Origin of the sequence: Limnobacter alexandrii, from assembly GCF_005871185.1 — a bacterium.
GTDB classification, from domain to species: Bacteria; Pseudomonadota; Gammaproteobacteria; order Burkholderiales; family Burkholderiaceae_B; genus Limnobacter; species Limnobacter alexandrii.
Genome location: NZ_SWKN01000008.1, coordinates 368,881 through 384,700, shown reverse-complemented (window position 1 = coordinate 384,700; position 15,820 = coordinate 368,881). Strand labels below are relative to the sequence as shown.

Here is a 15,820-nt window from a genome sequence, read left to right as displayed (position 1 = left end):
CCACATGGCGCCATTTGAATTCAGAACCGTGAACCGCATTGTGTGCGAATCGGGTAGTTCAATACGAATGGCAGACTTGCTGGCGCCTTTATTGGCCCAGCAGGGTCTGAAAACTGCGCGTGTCTTCATGTTGGTGGACCCTTTTATTGCTGCCACGGCTACATTCAAAACCATTTGCGACAACCTGGCCGATGCTGGCCATGCTGTTCACAGTTGCAACGATGTAGAACCCGACCCGCCCGAGGCTTTGGTGCACCGGGTCACGGCACTCGCGATGGAATTCAAGGCTGATGTGGTGGTGGCCATTGGTGGTGGCTCCACATTGGATGTGGCCAAACTGATTGCCGTGTTGGCCCGTGGCAAACAGGAATTGAAAACCATGTACGGTGTTGGCAATGTGACCAGCGACAGGTTGCCTTTGGTGTTGGTGCCCACCACCGCTGGAACCGGCAGTGAAGTAACTCCCATTTCAATTGTGACCACAGGCGTGGACACGAAAATGGGCGTGGTGTCGCCTGTTCTGTACGGTGATTTGGCTGTGCTTGATGCAGACTGGACACTGAGCCTGCCCCAACATGTGACTGCAGCAACCGGCATTGATGCCATGGTGCATGCCATTGAGGCTTATACCAGCAAGCGCCTGAAAAACCCTTACGCAGATTTTCTGGCCTGCGAAGCCTTGCGCCTGCTGGCCGCAAACCTTCACACCGTGTGCAAAGAACCCGGCAACCGCGAAGCACGCCAGGCGATGATGTTGGGTTCGTGTATGGCGGGCCAAGCTTTTGCGAATGCGCCTGTCGGGGCGGTGCATGCATTGGCGTATCCCATCGGTGGCATTTTTCATGTGCCGCATGGCTTGAGCAATTCACTGGTATTGCCCCACGTGTTGCGGTTCAACTTGCCCGCCGCCGAACAGCACTATGCCGAGCTGGCACAGGTTTTGAAGCTTGGCCACCACGGTGACAACGCTGCCCAACTAGCCCAGGCCTTTATTGATTACACCGCCACCTTGTCGCCCTCTACTGGCTTGCCCGTGGGCTTGCGTGAGGTGGGTATTGCCGAGAAAGATTTGCCCGTGATGGCCAGTGCTGCCATGTTGCAAACCCGCTTGCTGAGCAACAACCCGCGGGATGTGAGCGAAGCGGAAGCACTTTCAATTTACCAAGCTGCTTACTGAACCACACCACAATGACCACACTGGCCCACTACCCACTGCACCAACTGGTTCAAACCCGCTGGCACGACAACGACATTTACGGCCATGTGAACAACGTGGTGTATTACAGCTACTTTGACAGCGTGGTGAACCGCTACCTGATTGAAGAAGGTGGACTGGACATTCACCACGGTGAGGTGGTAGGTTTTGTGGTGGAAAGCCAGTGCAAATACCTGAAGCCACTGGCCTACCCGGAACCTGTCACAGCTGGCCTGCGAGTGGGGAAATTGGGCAACAGTTCAGTGCGCTATGAATTGGGCCTGTTCAATGCCAAAGGCGAGTTGTGTGCAGAAGGCTATTTCATTCATGTGTTTGTGACCAAGGCTGACAACAAACCAACGCCGATACCCGAAAGCCTGCGAAGCAAGTTGGCTTTGTTGGTGGTTTAAGCACGAGTTTTGAACAAACCGACTCAGCCTTTCTGGTCGAATTTCTCTCGAATTTCTTTTGCCACTTTGAGCAGGCCTGCTGGCGACAGGTCGTGCAGTTCAATCAGGGGCGATTCATCAATGTTCGGGTATTCGCGAAGGATTGAACGGCGATAAGCCGGGTCGTAATGGTGGGTCATCAAACGTTCAAACAATTCGGGCATGTGGCGCTGCGCAGCCAGTTGTTCCCACGCCTCAAATTCCTTGCCACCCACCAGGCTGCGAATAAAACGCAGGCGCTCAAGAAGTCCTTCCGGATCTTCTTCAAAATGTTTGTAATCCTGACGCCACAACTCGACCCGTTGCTGCATGTCGGCGTGCACGCGGATGGTTTTGCCTTTTCGCATGGAATCGAGCATGGACGCAGGAATTTGCACATTGCCAATCTTCTTGCTCTCGGCTTCTACCCACACGGGTCTTGAAGGGTCGAGCTGGCTCAGTTCACTGAGCAACAAGGTGTCAAAATACTTCTGGGAGGGCTGCGGAGTACCGGGCAATGCACCAATAATTGACCCCCTGTGTCGGGCAATCGCCTCCAGGTCAACCACTTGGCAACCTGCTTCTCGCAAGGCGTATAGCAAGCGGGTTTTGCCACAACCTGTTGGCCCGCTAAGCACGTGGTAATTCAACTTCGTGGGTGCAGTTTCAAGCTGTTCATTCACCCAACGCCGGTAGGCTTTCCAGCCGCCGTTTAGCTTGTGAACGTCGTAGCCAATGGTTTCCAGTGCGTCAAACCACAATTTGCTGCGCTTTCCACCCCGGAAACAGTACACCAGTACCTTGCCGTCTTTGGGATATTTGGGCAAATCCTCGCTCAAATGACGTGCAATATTGGCCAGTGAATAACGCACACCAATGCTGTAGGCCGCCATTTTGTCGGTGCGGTGAAGTGTGCCCACTTCTGCATATTCATCGTTGTTCACCACAGGCATGTTGACGGCACCGGGAATATGATCTTCCTCAAACTCGCGGGGCGAGCGTGCGTCAATAATCAGGGCGTAACTGGAAAAATCTTGCATGGGCAGGCAACTTCAAATCAAAATGTTCAGCCCGGCAGAATAGCGTAAAACAAGGCTGCCCGGAAGTTAAGTGGGCAGATTGCGCCCCGGCAAGGTTTTCAGGCCGTTGGCGATGGTTTTCAGCTCTTTCCAGTCTGTGGCCTTTCGCTTTTGCAACATGGGCCACAACTTCATGAGCAGTTGCGCGGTGGCCAGTACATCGGCTGCGGCCTGGTGGCGTTGCTCACACTCAATGCCGTAACGCTGCATCCACACATCCAGCGGAAGCTGGTGGTTTTCTTTGTGCAACACGGCGGCCAAATGTTCAAGATCAAGCCAGTGCCTGTGGGTTGCCCGGCCCAACACCTTGCGCATGGCCTTGTTGATCAGGATTTCATCGAACCAACTGTGAAAGGCGATCAATGGCGAGTTGCCCACATACTGCAAGAATTCAGACAATGCCACCTCAGCCTTTACGCCGCGTTGCTGCGCACCAATTCCAATGCCATGAATCAGAATGTTGTTTTTGTCGATCGCTTCAAATTCGATCATGTCGACAATTTCGGGCGGCTGTTTAATGACCACCTCAAAGGTATCGGTGAGCGAAATGCGCGGGCGGCGCTGCGCGTCGAACACAATCGCGGTGGCGGCAATTGAAATAAGCCGGTCTTTCTTCGGGTTCAGCCCCGAAGATTCCACATCAAGCACCACCCAGCGGTCAGGGTTGGGGCTGGAAAAATCGAGTGTTTGAACCAAGCGGTTCTTGATGTAGCTTGCCCAACCTTGAGTGGGCAGCAATTGGCCCTGCAGTGTGGTGCTCAACGCATGTGCTCCATCTCGATGCGCTGCTGCAAGCGACGCCCTACCCTGAAACATTCCTTCAATATTCGACGGTCAATGTTGTCGAGCACATCGTAGTTCACCACATTGGGCTGATCCGGCAAATCGGGCACGGCCACGCCTTCGTCAAGCTGAATTCGAAGGCGCATCATTTGCAAAAACTCAAAGGCGCTAACCCAGGCATCGCGTCGTTGCTCTTCTACACTCAAACGTTTGGCCACAGCCTCGAACCGACGGCGGGTATTCACTTCATCAATGCCAAACACCAATGAGAAAAAGCGGGCTGCATCCACAAAAACGGCTGTGCCCTGCTTTTTCAAATCCAGGGTGCGAATGTTCTCAATTTCTGTGGTGTCTATGCTGCCGTGCCAGTTCAAGGGTGGGCGAAAACGCATGATGTTTTCTGCCAGAAGGCGAAGGAAAATTGTGGACTCTTTGGCGCGGGTCACGATGTAATCCCGCAGCGGCTGCGCCAGTTCTTTGTTGCCGGCCAGGGGGCGAAGATCGAAGAAAATATTCACGCGCAGTAGGTTTTCAGGCGTGGCCACATCGATCCATCTTGCAAATTTGTTCAGCCATTCGCCGGCGGTCATGCAGCAATCGGGGTTGCTGGCCATGATGTTGCCTTTGCACAACGGGTAACCGCATTGGTCCAGGGTTTGGTTTACCTCTTTGCCAAAAGCCAGCCAGCGGGGCCTGTCCACTTCGGGTTGATCGCTAATGAACAACAGGCCGTTGTCCTGGTCGGTTGCAATGGTTTGTTCTGAACGGCCTTCCGAGCCGAAACTTAGCCAGCAATAGCTTTGGGCATCAATGCCCATGCGGTTGCCCACCACTTCCAGAATGCGCTCGGTGAGCACATCATTCAAGTGACTGATCAATTCGGTAAGCTGCTTGGCGGCAATGCCTTGGCCCAGCAGGTTTTTGGCGAAACTGCGTATGTCATTGGCGCAGGCTCGCAACATTTCGGCGTCTTGCGCTGAGCGAATGTTGCTGCTGATCTGCTTGAGCGACAAACGCTGCATGGCAAAAATGTCGCGCTCAGAAACTATGCCGCTCAGTTTGCCGTTGCGGGTTACTGGCACGTGGCGAATGCCGAACCTGGACATCAGCAGGGCTGCGTCTTGCGCCGTACAACTTTCATCCAGGGTATGAACTGGGGTGTTCATCACCTCAGAGATTTGTGAGGTCAGCGGTTTCTGGGCCATGGCCACGCGGGACAGCACATCCTGACGGGTCAGAATTCCTTCCACCGTCATGGCTTCATTCACCACAATCATGGAACCGATTCGATGCTCGTGCATTACCTCGAGCACCTGTTTAAGCGGTGTGTTTGGGGCGCATGAAAAAGGCTCGTGACGGCACACATCCCGCAAGGGCTTTTCCAGCGTTTGCTCGGCCAGGGTTTGCGAGGAGTAAGCCACTTGTATGGCCTTTCTGGACAGGTCCAGAAACTGCATGGTGCGGCGGGTTAGATAGTCGGAAAACACGGGGCTTTTTCGCGCCAATGCCTGTACACCTTCAAAAGTGAACATGAGGCAAAAGGTGTCTTCACGGGCGCTGTAAGTGGCGGTCACTGCACGTTTGGCCAGAAAAGCGTTCACAGGGAACATTTCACCCGCTTCGTACTGAAACCCGGTGGAGGACAGGTCGGCCAGGCCCTTGCGGCCCACGGCTGAGCCTTTCTCGACGTAATACAGAAATTGGGGTGGGCCGTCCTCGGGCCGCACAATCACTTCATTGGGTGCAAAGTAAGTTTCAGCGCAGCCTTCAAGCAGGCAGTCCAGGTCGCGAAGGGGAATTTCACTGAAGGGTGCATGCTCGACGAGTCTTTGTTTGATGTAATCCAGCATTTGCCCAGAGGGGCTGGTGCTGGTTTGGGCTGAATCAGGGGCAGCAACCCCCAAATCGGCCACAGAAGCGGCATTCGGTCGATTCACAGTCTCTCCATTTGCTGGGCTAAATGGTTTTTATAATGGTTTTCCCTATTGTAGCCTCAGCGCCTTACAAAAAGCTTGTTTCTTCCAAACGACGTCCCCTGAAAATAGTGCTTGCTTTGCGTCTGTGCCAGGAATATATTCGCGCAACTCCCCCAATGGCTGTTCTTTTCCGAGGTTAAATTGCAGTCAAATCCCACCACAATTATTGTCGACGGCACCGGCGTTGAAGCTCTGTGCCAAAGCTGCGGCGTGTGCTGCTCGACCTTCCGGATCAGCTTTTATTGGGGAGAAACCACAGCAGCTGAAGGTGGTGTGGTGCCGGTTGAACTAACCGAGCAAATGAACCTTTACCGCAGTTGCATGAAAGGAAGCTCGCAAGCCAAGCCGCGCTGCATTGCACTGGCAGGCAATATCGGTGAGTCAGTCAGCTGCACCATTTACGAGAACCGCCCCTCGCCCTGCCGTGAGTACGATGTATTTGATGCCCAAGGCGAACTGAACCCACGTTGCAACCAGGCGCGCGCCAAACACGGCCTGGCACCCTTGAATGTGCGTTTTGTACCTGTGGCCGGTGTGCCCGACCACATTACCCTGCCTATCCCGGAAATCAATACTGGATATTGATCAGTCTGCGCCGTTAAACATGTCTTGTTCGTGTTCGGTGATTGCTGCCCGAACCGCTTTTGCATTGTCCAAAGCCTGCGCACTGTCGCCATGCACACACAGCGTTTGTGCGCTAACCACACGGCTAGAGCCATCCAGGCATTTCAATGGCCCACCCCGAAGAATCAAAGCCGCCTGGGCTTTCACCTGAAGGGGATCGTGAAGCACAGCACCAACCTGGCTTCGGGGTGCAAGAGCACCTGTACTTAAATACGCCCGATCCGGGAAAGCCTCCTCAACCACCTCAACACCGGCAGAACGGGCCCAAGCCACCAATGGGCTTTCAGCCAAGGCCAGCAATTTCAGGTGTGGAAAAGCGCGGGCCAAATCGATCAATATTTCCGCCTCGGCGGGCTGAAAGGCAGCGTCGTTGTAAAGCTGACCATGGGGCTTGAAATGGGCTGGCGAACACCCTAGTTTCGTGGCGATGCTTTCGAACAATTCCATTTGTCGTTTTAAGTCACCCAGCAACTGTGCGGGCGGGCTCATTGGCTTTTGGCGACCAAACCCGGTTCGGTCCGGGTAACTGGGGTGCGCCCCCACCTGCACGCCATGTTCAAGCGCCAGCATACAGGCCAGGCGTATGCTGTGCTCATCGCCAGCATGCCCGCCGCAAGCAATGTTGGCCCAATCGATGATCTTGAACAGGTCTTCATCGTGGGCGCAACCTTCACCCAAATCTGCATTAATCCACATTGCCAATTGCCTTGTTGCATTCAATTGCGTATTCAAAACGCTTGCGGTCATGTTCATGCCTGGCCTGCAAGTGCATCGCCCGCGTTTCATCCACCATTACCCAGCTTACGCTTTCTCCGGCCCCCAGTTGAGACAATTTCCAGAGGTCGCAAGACAGTACACTGCCAAGGCGCGGGTAACCACCAGTGACCTGGGCTTCAGACAACAGCACCACCACCTGCCCGCTGGGTGGAAGCTGCACCAGCCCGGGGTGCACGGCATGTGAGCGCAAGGACACCGCTTGCTTGAGCGACAGTGGGTGTTCAGAGCCCTCCAGACGGTACCCCATTCGGCTGCTTTGCATTCCCAGCCTGAAAAGCTGATGGGCCAGCAGGTATTGAGAATTCTCAGTCAGCTCAAAATACTCTGGCCCCGGCAGCAGATGAAGTGTCAGTTGGCTTGAATGTTCAGAGCGGGCCAAAGGCATGGCCAGGCGGATTCCCGCCTGTATGCAGCTGGTGAATTGCCGGCCAAAGTGTAATTCATCCCCAACTTGCAAGGCCCTGCCCTGAAAGCCCCCAAAACCAGCAGAAAGGCATGTGCTGCGAGAACCCATGATTTCCGGCACATCGACGCCACCCTGCACGCACAGCAAATTCCAAAAGCCCAGGTGCGGCGGCCTTGTGCGCAGCAAATCGCCTTCTTGCAAGACCACAAGTTGCCCACACAGCAGGGGTTTGCCGTTCAAAAAGGCCTGAGCGCCCCGGTTTGCAAACAACACACGGCATGGTTTGGCGCATACGAAATCAAATTGCCCCATCAGCTCCAGACAGGCCGCATTGTCGGGATTGCCCAGTGCCAGGTTGCCCAAGCGGTATGAAAATTCATCGAGCACACCCCCAATTGGTACGCCCTCGTGCTGGTAGCCCCAGCGACCCGAATCGCTGACAATGCCCTGCCCTTGTGCCTTGACCACTTTAAGCATGATCAGCCCGAATGAATTGCACCGTGTCACCGGCCTTGAAAAGTGACTGCCCTTCCTCATCGGTGCGTTCAGGATCAAAAAGCACCTGCTCCACATGCCCCAACAAATGCCACCCACCGGGGCTTTCCCAGGGGTATACCGCACAATAGTGGGCGCCAATGGCCAAAGTACCCGGCGGCACGCGTGGGCGCGGTGTTTCCCGACGCGCAAACTGAAGTGGCTTGGGCAAACCGGTAAGGTAAGCAAAGCCGGGCAAAAAACCCAGAAACTGAACGGTGTAGGTGGCACTGCAATGCAGGTCTATGACCTCAGCGGGGCTTAACCCGGTTTGCCTGGCCAACCACTCAAGGTCTTGCCCGGCCACACCCCCGTAATTCACCACAATTTGATGGTGGCGGCCGGCTTGTTGTGCTGCCTGCCTGCTGTTCCCAAGTTTCGGAACGATTCGGTGAATTTGATCAAGCAGCGATTCACTCTGCCTGTTGGCAAACATGGAATTGGCAAACAAGACCGTCAGCGATTGATCCGCTTGAACACACTGGCATGCGGGTAAAGCCAAAAGCTCAATGGTGTCCATCAATTCCTGCCGCAGCACTGCCAGTTCACTGGCAGAAGTGAGTTTCCCGGAGGCTGAATGACCGGTGTTCCAGTCGATCTGGATGGCGCGATCAGAAAGAAGATAAGCCCTGGGCATGCGCACTCATTCGTGGTGAACTGAAGGCTTTCAGTTTAAACATAAAAAAAGCAGCCAATGGCTGCTTTTTTTTGCAATGCGCGAATCGCTGTGTAATTTACGCGGCGGCTTGCTTGTCGTCCTTCGACTCGCTGGCCTCGATGGTTCGAAGATTGGTTTCACCAATCGGGATTCGACGCACTTTCATTTGCTCAGGAATCACCTTGCGCAATTCAACCACCAGCAAACCATTTTTCAAGTTTGCACCCTCCACTTGCACATAGTCAGCCAGGTTAAACTTGCGCTCGAAACTGCGAAACGCGATGCCCTTGTGCAGGTATTGTTTGCCCTCTTCATCGGCTTTGCGGCCACGTACGGTCAGCACGCCACGCTCCACTTCAAGTTCAAGCTCTTTGTCGTCGAAACCAGCCACAGCCACACTGATTTGATAGCGGTTTTCTTCCAGTGCTTCAATGTTGTAGGGAGGGTAACCAGTTGAAGTGTCCGCACGCATTGCGGCATCCAGAATACTGGCCATGCGGTCGAAACCAATGGTGCTGCGGTACAAAGGGGTAAGGTCGATTGTTGCCATGATTCATTCTCCTGAGAAGCAAAAAATCAGTTGTTCAAAGTGTGCGGAAACTCTCACAGAGACATTTCCCACACACCCGATTTATGTGCCACCCCGGAAAATTTCAAGGGCTGTTTGTTAAATTTTTCAGGTCGAAAATAAATCACCGTCCACGTAAAACCATCGCCCTTCTTCCAGCACAAAGCGGCTGCGCTCGTGCAGCCGGCTGGCTGGCCCATTGCTGGGCTTGTAACGTGCCACAAACTCCACTTCGGCTTTGCTGCCTTGTGGCCAATGCCCCTTCACATTCAGGCCCAGCCATTTCCCCTGCGCAAGTTCATGCTGCAAGTCCAGCTGCTTGGGGCGCGTGCTGACATGCCAGGTTGACAACACATAGTCACCTAGACCCATGGCGTATGCGCTGTAGCGCGAACGCATCAGGGCCTCCGCCGTGGGGGCCAGTGCCGCGTTGAGATGGAAAGGTTGGCAGCAGGCTTGGTAGCTGCCCCTGCCACAAGGGCACAGCAGTGATTTATTTTTTTGGACCATGTGGGGCAAAGCCGGTGAACTGTGCAGATTTTTCATTTTAGACTGAAGCCAGAGACAGCCAACCAAAGACCAACAACAATGACGATTAAGCTTTCACAAGTGCATGCATTTAACCATGCCGATGCCTTGGGTCATCACGATGCAGTGGCCCTGGCCGAACAACTTCAACGCGGGGACACCAGTGCAACAGCACTGGTGCAAGCCGCCTTTCAACGACTTGAACAGGTCAACCCGGCGCTTCATGCCACGGTGTGCCTTCAAGAGGAAGCTGCACTGGCCCAAGCGCGTTTTTACGATGAAGTGGGCAACTTCAGGGCATTTCAAGGCATACCGGGATTTTTGAAAGACAATCTGGATTTGCAAGGTTTGCCCACGCAGCATGGCTCCGCGGCCATGCCAGCCATGGCGAAGCAACACACCAGTGCGGTGGCACAGCAAATAATTGACACCGGTGTGGTGCTGCTGGGTAAAACCAAACTACCTGAATTTGGTTTAACCGCCACCACGGAGTACAGCAAAGCGGAACCCGCGCACAATCCCTGGAACACCGGGCACAGCACGGGTGGCTCCTCGGGCGGCTCAGCGGCCCTGGTGGCTGCGGGTGTGGTTCCCATTGCCCATGCCAATGATGGTGGCGGCTCTATCCGCATTCCTGCGGCCTGTTGCGGCTTGGTGGGTTTAAAACCCAGCCGTGGGCGACTGGCCATGAATGAAATGGCCAAAAGCCTGCCGATCAACATTGTCAGCGACGGGATCGTATCGCGCAGCGTCCGCGACACCGCCGCATTTTTCGCTTTGGCCGAAGAGCACTACAAAAACCCCACCTTGCCACCACTGGGGCACATCACAGCTCCGGGCCGCAAACGCCTGAAAATTGGCATGTTCACGCAGAAAATTTCTGGCCACGAAACCGATGCCGCCTGCGTCGAGGCCGTGCACAAAGCCGCTGCTTTGTGTGAAGAGCTGGGCCATGAGGTGCAGGAAATTCAGGTACCGATTAGCGCCCAGTTTGCCGATGATTTTTTGTTGTACTGGGGCATGCTGGCTGCATCTATTTCACACCTTGGAAAATTGGCAGTGGACCGGCAAATGGACACAAGCAAGCTTGAGCCCCTCACCCACGGCTTGGCCAGACACTTCACGCGCAATTTGCTGAAGTTTCCCTTTGCCTTGCGCAGGCTTTACCAGTTTGAAGCCCAATATGCCACTGCGTTTACCGACCTTGATGTACTACTGAGCCCCACACTGGGCCAGCCCGCACCGCCGCTCGGTTACCTGGGACTTGATCTGCCTTTTGAGCAGGCCCGTGAAAGACTGCTTAACTTTGCATCCTTCACCGCCGCACAAAACGTGGCCGGCGCGCCAGCCATCAGCCTGCCCATGCACCACACCACTGAGGGCATTCCAGTGGGCGTGCACTTCGCTGCAGCCATGGGCCATGAATTCCGGTTGATTGAGCTTGCACTGGAAATTGAGCAAGCCCAACCATTCAAGATGCTGGCATGAATTCCAGGTGAGCCTTGTACACCAGCGAGGCCCTGTCCACCATGGGGCAGTGGCCAGTGTTTTCAAGCATCAAATCCACAATCTCGGGTTTGGCCTCTTTCAGCACAGCCAAGCCGCTGGGGTGAACCAACTGGTCTGAATCGCCCCACACCACCATCATGGGCACCGTGGTTTTCTGCACCATGTCGTTCAAACTCACATTGGCATCCGGGTTCACGAATTCCATGAACACGCGATCAAGCAAAGCTTTGTTCTTGATCGACATGCGACCAAAGTATTTGCGCATGAAACCGGGCATGGGCGGCGCTTTTCCGTTGAAGCAAAGGTCGACTACCTTTTCATATTCTTCAAAATTGGTGGGCGCGAGAATAATTTTGCCTTCATCCGCAAAAGCCCGCCCTATGGCAGTGTGTTCGGTACCCTTCACACCCGCGGGGTTCAACAAACACGCACTGAGAACCCGGTTTTCAAAGTTTGCCGCCAAAGCACCCGCCAAATAGCCCCCCATGGAATTGCCCATCACATGGAAATTCTTCACACCCACTGCGTCCAGCCAACGCACAACCCGGTCGGCCTGCTCGGCAATATTAAAGCGGGCATTGCTGGGCCTGTCTGATTCACCAAAGCCGATCAGGTCGGGAATCCACACGGTGTAATGGCGCATCAAGCGCGGGGCCAGTGCCAGCCAGTTTTCCTTGTTGGCACCAAAGCCGTGGACCAACACCATGTCGGGCCCTTGCCCACCCTTGAAGTACACGGTGCGCCCGTCTACGGTGTTGATGCTGCTTTTGACCAGGCCCATTTGTTTGCATTTGGAATCGATCAATTTGCGGCACAGCCAATTCATAAACGCATTGCTCATTGTTGTTTCACCTGTCTCGTTGTCTGGTTTCTTCTTACATGCTCAATGGCTGCTCGCTGATCTCGCTTACAGCAATTGGATGGCTTAGTTTTTTTCGCGGTTCATCAACAATACATTCACTGGGATCGATGTCTGTGGGAAGCGTCGAAACCTTCTGAAAAAGATTGCTTGATTTGAATAGGAGGATGTTCAAAATGAAAGCAAATGAACTACTGGAACAAATTCGCGAAGCCAATTTATCTTACCTGCTTCTGGCCAAACAACTCATCAACGAAGACAAAGCCGAGGCCATCATTCGCCTGGGCATCGATGAAAACACAGCAGACCTGCTGGACCAACTGACCACCGCACAGGTTTTGCGCATCGCAGCAAACAATGTGCCCATGTGCAGCATTCGGTTCGAAGACCCTGCCGTGTGGAAACTGCTCTCCGACCACGGAAAAGAACGCGCCATTTCGGGCATGCACGCCGCCATCCTGATGGCTGGCCGCAGTGCCCAAATTGCAGCTTAAGCGCACTTAAAACAACCGTGGTTCATGCACCTGTGGGTGCGCTGGAGAACGATATGTCAAAGATTAAATCCTTGATGGCTGAGGCTGTCCAAATCAAACTTGCTTCTGACCTCATCAAGCTGGATGCACGCTTGCAAGTACTGGAAAGCGAAACCCAACTGTCGCGTGAACGCCTGATTCGCCTGTACAAAGAAATCAAGCAGAAATCGCCACCCAAGGGCATGCTGCCCTTCTCTACCGATTGGTTCATGACCTGGCAGCCAAACATCCATTGCTCCCTGTTCATGAATTTTTACTCCACTTGCATCAAGCACACCGACCTTGAAGACGGTGAATGCCTGGTGAAAGCTTACAAGCTGTATCGCGAGCAAATTAGCGCCTTGGGTTTGCCTGAAGTGTTGTCGCTAACCCGCGCATGGCGCCTTGTGAAGTTTTTTGATGCCGGCATGTTGACCACCACTGCATGTAAAACCTGCTCGGGCAACTTTGTGGTGCACACCTACGACTTGGTGAACAACTACGAATGTGGCCTGTGCAATATGCCTTCCCGGGCCGGAAAAACCAAGCAGGACGCAGCCACCCGCTTCTTCAACGAAGAAAGCATGCTGGAAACTGCCTAAAGAATTGAATTGCAGTGCCGTTGTACCAAGCAGTAGCTTGTTTTTTGTCTCTCTCCCCTGTCCCGTAGTACAAGGACAATTCAAACACCTGTCAGCGATTGCTCACAGGTGTTTTTTTTAAGCCATGAAGCGGGCAAGAATTTGGCGGCTTCGGGCGTCAAGCGCGAAGAGGTCTTCGATGATGAACTGCATGCCATTGGCATGGGTTAGCACCAAGCGGCTGCCACCCAGTCGTCGAATACTTTCATCAGTGGGCAGCTCGAACTTGCAGGGCCCTTTGTCGGTTTCAAGAGTCCAGATGCTGGGCGTGGAGTACGTCGACACCGAGGTAATACGAAGCACCTTGGGCCTGAATTCGCGCACAGCCAAATAATCCTTCACCACAGCTTGAGAATCGGCATCCAACTCATCAAGCCTGTTCAGCCAAGCCAGCTCCTTGCTGTACTCATCCACAATAGAAATGCTTTCATCGGGTGCTGAAAACGGAAAGGCAAGCACTGGCATAACATGGTCCGCCACCAGTGCCTCACCTTTGTACAAGGCCAACTTGCCCTGTGTTGATTCACGCAATCGCCAGTCACTCATATTGGGCTTGCTCCTGCTTCAATTTTTCCTGGGCCTGGTGCAAGTGCCAGAAATGTGATTTCGCGGCCAGCAATTCATCGTGTGGCCCTTCTTCAACCACCTTGCCACGGTCCATCACCACAATTCGGTCGGCTTTGCGCAAGGTTGAAAGCCGGTGCGCAATGGCAATGGTGGTTCTTCCCTTCACCAAGTTGTCCAGAGCCTTCTGAATTTCTTTCTCGGTTTGAGAATCGACCGAACTGGTCGCTTCGTCCAGAATCAGGATTTTCGGGTCGATCAACAAGGCGCGTGCAATTGAAATTCGCTGACGTTCACCGCCCGACAAGCTCTGGCCACGCTCGCCCACCAGCGAGTCGTAACCGTGCTGAAGGCGCAGAATGAATTCGTGGGCATGTGCAAGCCGCGCAGCCGCAATAATTTCCTCTCGGGTGGCGTCGGGGCGTCCATAGGCAATGTTTTCGGCGATGGTGCCAAAAAACAAATAAGGTTCTTGCAACACCAGGCCGATATTTCTGCGGTAGCTGGCCATTTCAATCTTTCGAATATCGATGCCATCGGCCAGCACTTCACCATCGCTTACATCGTAGAAACGGCACAGCAAGTTCACCAACGTTGATTTGCCTGAACCACTGTGACCCACCAAGCCGACCATTTCACCCTGCTTCACTTTCAGGTTCACACCATCAAGTACCTGCCGGCTTCCGTAACGGAACGACACATTGCGAAGTTCAAGCTCGCCTTTCAACTGGTCGATTTTCACCGGATTCACAGCTTCGGGCACAGACGACTTGTAATCGAGAATGTCGAAAATGCGCTTGGAGCCAGCCGCTGCTTTTTGGGTTACAGACACAATCCGGCTCATGGAATCCAGGCGCGTGTAAAAGCGACCGATGTAGGCCAGGAAAGCAGTTAGCACACCCACCGTGATGTCGTTGTTCATGATCATCCAGATGCCTGAAGCCCAAATTACGAGAATGCCAAGTTCAGTCAGCAAACTGACTGTGGGCGCAAACAGGGACCATGTTTTGTTGATGCGGTCGTTCACTTCCAGGTTGCGGGTGTTGGCTTTCAGAAAGCGATCCGACTCTCTGCGTTCCTGTGCAAAGGCTTTCACCACACGAATACCGGGGATGGTGTCGGTCAGAATATTGGTCACCTCACCCCACACCCGGTCGACTTTCTCAAACCCCGTGCGCAGCTTCTCGCGAACCAGGTGAATCATCCAGGCGATGATTGGCAATGGCAGCAAGGTGAGCAAGGCCAGCTCAAAATCGATATTCATCAGAATGATCGCTGTCATCAAAATCATGATCACATCGGTGATGAAATCGAGTGCATGCAGGGAGAGGAACAAATTGATTCGATCGGTTTCAGCGCTGACACGCGCAATCAAATCGCCCGTGCGTTTCGCGCTGAAATAGTCAAGTGACAAACTCATCAAGTGATTAAAGGTGGTGGTTCTCAAATCCGAGCCAATTCGCTCGGAAACCAAAGCCAGCAAGTAGGTTCTAGCCCAACTCAGGCCAGCCGCCACCACGGCGGAAATCAACAACCCGCCTAGATAAAAGGTTGCGAGTTCGGTGTTCATGGGCTGGCCGTTCTGAAATGGAATCAGCACCTCGTCCATGAGTGGCATGGACAGGTAAGGCGCCACCAAGGTTGCAGCGGTCGACAGCAAAGTAAGAATCAGCCCGGCAAACAAACGCCAGCGATACGGATGCGCAAAACGCCACAAACGAAGCAAAGCGCGAGAAGACACGGGTTCTTCAAAACCATTGTCCTCCAGATCTTCATCGGCCAGCAAGCGCGGCACCGGATGCTGAATTTGCGCAGTGTGAGCAGTGCCCTGCTCAAATTCACGCACAGCGGTTTCCAGCAATTCGACAAATTCTTCGAGTGCACGGTGCAAACTGAAGCTTGCGTAGAAGCGAAATACCTGCCCGGAATCGACCTGAATCAAGACCGTAGAAAGACCGGAATGATCGGACATGGAAATGTTCTCAATGCTTGAGAAAGGTGCTTTAAAAACAGGCACCTGCAATTCCTTGTCTACCACAATTAATTCATAGGCGTTAAAGGCTACAAGGCTGCGAGAAAACTCACGCCGAGTATTCATGTCAGCCACAAACACCGCTCGGGTTGGTGAATTTGCGGCCCAAACCTCTGAAAGGCGTTGTACCTCGTTTTCAGACGGTGA

Annotated in this window: 17 protein-coding genes; 6 read left to right on the top strand and 11 right to left on the bottom strand. The window is 53.7% G+C overall.

Annotated elements, in window-relative coordinates; genetic code table 11:
- Nucleotides 1-4 precede the first annotated feature (4 nt).
- Entirely contained in the window at nucleotides 5-1,177 is a 1,173-nt protein-coding gene (locus FCS97_RS11415; RefSeq protein ID WP_138518542.1) for an iron-containing alcohol dehydrogenase, read from the top strand.
- Between the two features lie 11 nt (nucleotides 1,178-1,188).
- The gene (locus FCS97_RS11410; protein WP_138518541.1) at nucleotides 1,189-1,605 is read left to right on the top strand and encodes an acyl-CoA thioesterase; all 417 of its coding nucleotides are present in this window, start codon (nucleotides 1,189-1,191) and stop codon (nucleotides 1,603-1,605) included.
- Between the two features lie 23 nt (nucleotides 1,606-1,628).
- Here the strand turns inward: FCS97_RS11410 and mnmH are convergent, their stop codons facing one another.
- The 3 genes from mnmH to FCS97_RS11395 all read right to left on the bottom strand — a co-directional run bounded on the left by mnmH (nucleotide 1,629) and on the right by FCS97_RS11395 (nucleotide 5,422).
- Nucleotides 1,629-2,663, bottom strand: coding sequence for a tRNA 2-selenouridine(34) synthase MnmH (mnmH, locus tag FCS97_RS11405; RefSeq protein ID WP_138518540.1), 1,035 nt, complete (start codon nucleotides 2,661-2,663; stop codon nucleotides 1,629-1,631).
- A 66-nt stretch (nucleotides 2,664-2,729) separates the two neighbouring features.
- Nucleotides 2,730-3,464, bottom strand: a complete 735-nt coding sequence (locus tag FCS97_RS11400; RefSeq protein ID WP_171035288.1) for a 3'-5' exonuclease — start codon at nucleotides 3,462-3,464, stop codon at nucleotides 2,730-2,732.
- Nucleotides 3,461-5,422: a DUF294 nucleotidyltransferase-like domain-containing protein gene (locus tag FCS97_RS11395; protein ID WP_138518538.1), complete on the bottom strand. Its 1,962-nt coding sequence runs from the start codon at nucleotides 5,420-5,422 to the stop codon at nucleotides 3,461-3,463. Before FCS97_RS11395 ends, FCS97_RS11400 begins: the two co-directional genes overlap by 4 nt.
- Before the next feature lie 180 nt (nucleotides 5,423-5,602).
- Here FCS97_RS11395 and FCS97_RS11390 point away from each other — a divergent pair, with 180 nt between their 5' ends.
- Nucleotides 5,603-6,046: a YkgJ family cysteine cluster protein gene (locus FCS97_RS11390; RefSeq protein WP_171035287.1), complete on the top strand. Its 444-nt coding sequence runs from the start codon at nucleotides 5,603-5,605 to the stop codon at nucleotides 6,044-6,046.
- Here FCS97_RS11390 and FCS97_RS11385 read toward each other — a convergent pair whose 3' ends face one another.
- The 5 genes from FCS97_RS11385 to FCS97_RS11365 all read right to left on the bottom strand — a co-directional run bounded on the left by FCS97_RS11385 (nucleotide 6,047) and on the right by FCS97_RS11365 (nucleotide 9,538).
- A complete protein-coding gene (locus tag FCS97_RS11385) occupies nucleotides 6,047-6,781 on the bottom strand; it encodes a LamB/YcsF family protein (RefSeq protein ID WP_171035286.1) in 735 nt (244 codons plus the stop codon).
- Nucleotides 6,771-7,745, bottom strand: coding sequence for a 5-oxoprolinase subunit C family protein (locus FCS97_RS11380; RefSeq protein ID WP_171035285.1), 975 nt, complete (start codon nucleotides 7,743-7,745; stop codon nucleotides 6,771-6,773). The genes FCS97_RS11385 and FCS97_RS11380 overlap by 11 nt, the downstream gene beginning before the upstream one ends.
- The gene (locus tag FCS97_RS11375; RefSeq protein ID WP_212746479.1) at nucleotides 7,738-8,439 is read right to left on the bottom strand and encodes a 5-oxoprolinase subunit B family protein; all 702 of its coding nucleotides are present in this window, start codon (nucleotides 8,437-8,439) and stop codon (nucleotides 7,738-7,740) included. Before FCS97_RS11375 ends, FCS97_RS11380 begins: the two co-directional genes overlap by 8 nt.
- 97 nt (nucleotides 8,440-8,536) lie before the next feature.
- Nucleotides 8,537-9,010, bottom strand: a complete 474-nt coding sequence (locus FCS97_RS11370; RefSeq protein WP_138518535.1) for an Hsp20 family protein — start codon at nucleotides 9,008-9,010, stop codon at nucleotides 8,537-8,539.
- Between the two features lie 126 nt (nucleotides 9,011-9,136).
- Complete coding sequence (locus FCS97_RS11365) at nucleotides 9,137-9,538, bottom strand: YchJ family protein (protein ID WP_246066284.1); 402 nt, start codon at nucleotides 9,536-9,538, stop codon at nucleotides 9,137-9,139.
- Nucleotides 9,539-9,616: 78 nt separating this feature from the next.
- On the opposite strand from FCS97_RS11365, the gene FCS97_RS11360 reads away from it, so the two are divergent.
- The gene (locus tag FCS97_RS11360; protein WP_138518533.1) at nucleotides 9,617-11,044 is read left to right on the top strand and encodes an amidase; all 1,428 of its coding nucleotides are present in this window, start codon (nucleotides 9,617-9,619) and stop codon (nucleotides 11,042-11,044) included.
- Here the strand turns inward: FCS97_RS11360 and FCS97_RS11355 are convergent.
- Nucleotides 11,028-11,906 (bottom strand): alpha/beta fold hydrolase, encoded by an 879-nt coding sequence (locus tag FCS97_RS11355; RefSeq protein WP_138518532.1) that lies wholly within the window; start codon nucleotides 11,904-11,906, stop codon nucleotides 11,028-11,030. The two genes, FCS97_RS11360 and FCS97_RS11355, sit on opposite strands and share 17 nt — an antisense overlap.
- A gap of 194 nt (nucleotides 11,907-12,100) precedes the next feature.
- On the opposite strand from FCS97_RS11355, the gene flhD reads away from it, so the two are divergent.
- Both flhD and flhC read left to right on the top strand, forming a co-directional pair.
- Nucleotides 12,101-12,418 carry a flagellar transcriptional regulator FlhD gene (flhD, locus tag FCS97_RS11350; protein ID WP_201301475.1) on the top strand — a complete coding sequence of 106 codons (318 nt, stop codon included), beginning with the start codon at nucleotides 12,101-12,103 and terminating at the stop codon, nucleotides 12,416-12,418.
- A 53-nt stretch (nucleotides 12,419-12,471) separates the two neighbouring features.
- The gene (gene flhC, locus FCS97_RS11345) at nucleotides 12,472-13,038 is read left to right on the top strand and encodes a flagellar transcriptional regulator FlhC (RefSeq protein WP_138518530.1); all 567 of its coding nucleotides are present in this window, start codon (nucleotides 12,472-12,474) and stop codon (nucleotides 13,036-13,038) included.
- A gap of 117 nt (nucleotides 13,039-13,155) precedes the next feature.
- Here flhC and FCS97_RS11340 read toward each other — a convergent pair whose 3' ends face one another.
- Nucleotides 13,156-13,623: a cyanophycin metabolism-associated DUF1854 family protein gene (locus FCS97_RS11340; protein ID WP_138518529.1), complete on the bottom strand. Its 468-nt coding sequence runs from the start codon at nucleotides 13,621-13,623 to the stop codon at nucleotides 13,156-13,158.
- Nucleotides 13,616-15,739 carry a cyanophycin metabolism-associated ABC transporter gene (locus FCS97_RS11335; RefSeq protein WP_138518625.1) on the bottom strand — a complete coding sequence of 708 codons (2,124 nt, stop codon included), beginning with the start codon at nucleotides 15,737-15,739 and terminating at the stop codon, nucleotides 13,616-13,618. Before FCS97_RS11335 ends, FCS97_RS11340 begins: the two co-directional genes overlap by 8 nt.
- Nucleotides 15,740-15,820 lie beyond the last annotated feature (81 nt).

Excerpts from the sequence above, each read along its gene's own strand:
- FCS97_RS11415 (WP_138518542.1), top strand. The coding sequence starts at position 5 with ATGGCGCCATTTGAATTCAGAACCGTGAACCGCATTGTGTGCGAATCG.
- FCS97_RS11410 (WP_138518541.1), top strand. The coding sequence starts at position 1,189 with ATGACCACACTGGCCCACTACCCACTGCACCAACTGGTTCAAACCCGC.
- mnmH (WP_138518540.1), bottom strand. The coding sequence starts at position 2,663 with ATGCAAGATTTTTCCAGTTACGCCCTGATTATTGACGCACGCTCGCCC.
- FCS97_RS11385 (WP_171035286.1), bottom strand. The coding sequence starts at position 6,781 with ATGTGGATTAATGCAGATTTGGGTGAAGGTTGCGCCCACGATGAAGAC.
- FCS97_RS11380 (WP_171035285.1), bottom strand. The coding sequence starts at position 7,745 with ATGCTTAAAGTGGTCAAGGCACAAGGGCAGGGCATTGTCAGCGATTCG.
- FCS97_RS11375 (WP_212746479.1), bottom strand. The coding sequence starts at position 8,439 with ATGCCCAGGGCTTATCTTCTTTCTGATCGCGCCATCCAGATCGACTGG.
- FCS97_RS11370 (WP_138518535.1), bottom strand. The coding sequence starts at position 9,010 with ATGGCAACAATCGACCTTACCCCTTTGTACCGCAGCACCATTGGTTTC.
- FCS97_RS11365 (WP_246066284.1), bottom strand. The coding sequence starts at position 9,538 with ATGGTCCAAAAAAATAAATCACTGCTGTGCCCTTGTGGCAGGGGCAGC.
- FCS97_RS11360 (WP_138518533.1), top strand. The coding sequence starts at position 9,617 with ATGACGATTAAGCTTTCACAAGTGCATGCATTTAACCATGCCGATGCC.
- FCS97_RS11355 (WP_138518532.1), bottom strand. The coding sequence starts at position 11,906 with ATGAGCAATGCGTTTATGAATTGGCTGTGCCGCAAATTGATCGATTCC.
- flhD (WP_201301475.1), top strand. The coding sequence starts at position 12,101 with ATGAAAGCAAATGAACTACTGGAACAAATTCGCGAAGCCAATTTATCT.
- flhC (WP_138518530.1), top strand. The coding sequence starts at position 12,472 with ATGTCAAAGATTAAATCCTTGATGGCTGAGGCTGTCCAAATCAAACTT.
- FCS97_RS11340 (WP_138518529.1), bottom strand. The coding sequence starts at position 13,623 with ATGAGTGACTGGCGATTGCGTGAATCAACACAGGGCAAGTTGGCCTTG.
- FCS97_RS11335 (WP_138518625.1), bottom strand. The coding sequence starts at position 15,739 with ATGAATACTCGGCGTGAGTTTTCTCGCAGCCTTGTAGCCTTTAACGCC.